The following is a 2,598-nucleotide window of genomic DNA, read 5'->3' on the forward strand; positions in this document are numbered from 1 at the left end:
GGTCGCGGGTGTGTTCCGCGGCGGCCCGGATGGCCGGCTCGGTGATCTCGTGGAACACCATCCGGCGGACCGGGACCTTCGGCTTGAGGGTCTCGAGCAGGTGCCAGGCGATGGCCTCGCCCTCACGGTCGGGGTCGGTCGCGAGGTACAGCTCGTCCGCGTCCTTCAGCAGCCCCTTCAGTTCGGTGACCTTGGACTTCTTCTCGGGACTGACGACGTACAGCGGCTCGAAGCCGTGGTCGACGTTCACGCCGAGCCGGGCCCACGACTCGCCCTTGTACTTGGCCGGCACGTCGGCGGCACCGCGCGGCAGGTCACGGATGTGCCCGACGGAGGCCTCGACGACGTAGTCCCGGCCCAGGTAGGGCGCGATCTTCTTCGCCTTGGTCGGGGACTCGACGATCACGAGCCGACGCGTGCCCGACGAGCCGTTCGACGTGCTGTTGTCCCGTGCTGCCACAGCGCTGCCCGCACCTTCCCTGTTCGCTGACATGTCGTGCTTCTCCCCGACATGTATACCGACCCGTTCCCCGGACGCGGCCATACACAGGGTCGCACACCTGCGACGGAAGGCCTGTCACCTGTGATGCGGCGCCTACCGCACGCGCGGCCAGATCTGCCGCGCGCGGGCGTCGTCCGGCGGCGCCCCGATGTTCTCGACGAGACGCATCAACCTGCGTCGCCCGGACACCCGCAGGCCCGGTGCGGCGCCGCGCGTGCCGATCAGCGTCGGCGCGATCCCGGCGCGCATCAGCGACTGGGCCAGCACCGGGTGGGTGTCCGGGGCATGCGGATCCAGCCCCAGCACGTAGCGCTCGCCCTCGGCCTCGGCGCGGCCGGCCGCGAGCACCCACGCCCGCAGAGCTCGCGAGCCCGGCACCCATCCCGCCGGCACCGCCTTCACCGCACCCCGTGTCCATGCGGCCGCCACCGGGACGAGTTCCGGTAGGGCGGCGGTGCGCACCAGGGGGTGTCCCTCGTCCGTCCGGGTGACCTCCGGGGACAGCGCGGCCTGCGCCATCAGCTCCGCGATCGCCTCCGCCCGCCACGGCTCGTCCACGACCACGGAGATCCGTGCGCCGTCACCGGAGACCACCGCGTGGCCGTGCGCGGCCAGCAGGCCGCCGAGGTCGGTCGGGTCCGGGGGCATCTCCTCGGCCCCGAAGAACGACAGTTGGCTCACTCACCCGCCCTTCCTCCGCTACCTGCCGCAGAAACAGATCGTCCCCCCTCACCGATGGTGACGGGGGACGATCGAGGATTCGGTCCCTGCGGACCGAGTCACGTCAGGCTCCGGCAGGAGCGTCGACGATCAGAGCGCGCGAACGCCGGTGGCCTGCGGGCCCTTGGTGCCCTGGCCGACCTCGAACTCCACGCGCTGGTTCTCCTCCAGGGTGCGGAAGCCGCTGCCCTGGATCTCCGAGTAGTGGACGAAAACGTCGGCGGAGCCGTCCTCGGGAGCGATGAAGCCGAAGCCCTTCTCCGCGTTGAACCACTTCACAGTGCCCTGTGCCATGCTTTTCCTTCTCTTTCTAACACCGGATGCGGCGGTTCGCGGGCGAGCGAGCCGCCGGGCCGGTTCCGACCGCTGTACTTCTTGATCCCCCCACAGGAAGAGCAAAGCACCGCGCTCGCAACCATCGATCCTGCGAGCCGTGCACTTTCTCAAGTCACCGAACACAGAAGCTGCGACCGATGTCAGTGAACCACGTTCCGGGCGCAGACAACAGTAGGCGGGCGCACAATTCGCCCGAAAATTTGATCTTGTATATGCCGACGGCAGGATTACTCGCCGGTACGGTTACGTCGATGTTACCCCGCGCGCGACCGGACACCGACCGAACGCCGGGAGCGATGGCCTACTACGCTGGTTACCCATCCCGACCGCATCCTCCGGAGTACCCAGTGTGACCAGCTCGCCGCACCGCCGTCCCGTCGGCGACGGGCCGTCGAGCTTCGGCCACGAACTGCTCGAACGGGTCCTTGCCGGCACGCCGGCCTCGGAACATCCCCTCACCCACAGCGCGGACCTGCCCGCCCGCGACGTTCGCCACACCGACTGGCCGGACTGGGCGTCCGACGCCGTCGTCCGGGCTCTGCGCGCCACCGGCGTGCCCCGGCCGTGGAGCCACCAGACAGAGGCCGCCGACCTCGCCGCCGGCGGGGAGCACGTCGTCGTCTCCACCGGCACCGCCTCGGGCAAGTCCCTCGCCTACCAGCTACCCGTGCTCACCGCCCTCGCCGAGGACCCGCACGCCACCGCGCTGTACCTCTCCCCCACGAAGGCGCTCTGCGCGGACCAGTTGCGCGCCGTCACCGAGGTGACCGCCGCCGAGCCCGAACTCGGTCACGTGCACGCGTGCGCCTACGACGGCGACACCTCCACCGAACTGCGGCAGTGGGCGCGCAGCCACTCACGGTGGATCTTCACCAACCCCGACATGCTGCACATGTCGATGCTGCCCGGGCACGCCCGCTGGTCCCGGTTCTTCCGCCGGCTGCGCTACGTGGTGGTCGACGAGTGTCACTCCTATCGCGGCGTCTTCGGCTCCAACGTGGCCCTGGTGCTGCGCCGGCTGCGGCGGATCGCCGCGCGCT

The 2,598-nt window shown here is 70.1% G+C and carries 4 protein-coding genes; 1 reads left to right on the forward strand and 3 read right to left on the reverse strand.

The window, feature by feature from the left end; translation table 11 throughout:
• From CQZ88_RS31620 to CQZ88_RS22910, 3 genes are all read right to left on the reverse strand, one after another.
• Positions 1-460: toprim domain-containing protein (locus CQZ88_RS31620; RefSeq protein ID WP_258008732.1), on the reverse strand; the 460-nt coding region annotated here is incomplete at its 3' end.
• Between the two features lie 135 nt (positions 461-595).
• Positions 596-1,183, reverse strand: coding sequence for a hypothetical protein (locus CQZ88_RS22905; protein ID WP_029547224.1), 588 nt, complete (start codon positions 1,181-1,183; stop codon positions 596-598).
• A gap of 129 nt (positions 1,184-1,312) precedes the next feature.
• Complete coding sequence (locus tag CQZ88_RS22910) at positions 1,313-1,516, reverse strand: cold-shock protein (RefSeq protein WP_003935252.1); 204 nt, start codon at positions 1,514-1,516, stop codon at positions 1,313-1,315.
• 391 nt (positions 1,517-1,907) lie between these two features.
• Between CQZ88_RS22910 and CQZ88_RS31625 the strand changes: the two genes are divergently transcribed.
• On the forward strand, positions 1,908-2,598 hold a 691-nt coding region (locus CQZ88_RS31625; protein WP_258008734.1), incomplete at its 3' end, for a DEAD/DEAH box helicase.

This window comes from Rhodococcus sp. ENV425 (assembly GCF_002887785.1).
Lineage (GTDB): Bacteria > Actinomycetota > Actinomycetes > Mycobacteriales > Mycobacteriaceae > Rhodococcus > Rhodococcus aetherivorans.

Coding starts and splice junctions, on each gene's coding strand:
- CQZ88_RS22910 (WP_003935252.1), bottom strand. CDS start 1,516: ATGGCACAGGGCACTGTGAAGTGGTTCAACGCGGAGAAGGGCTTCGGC.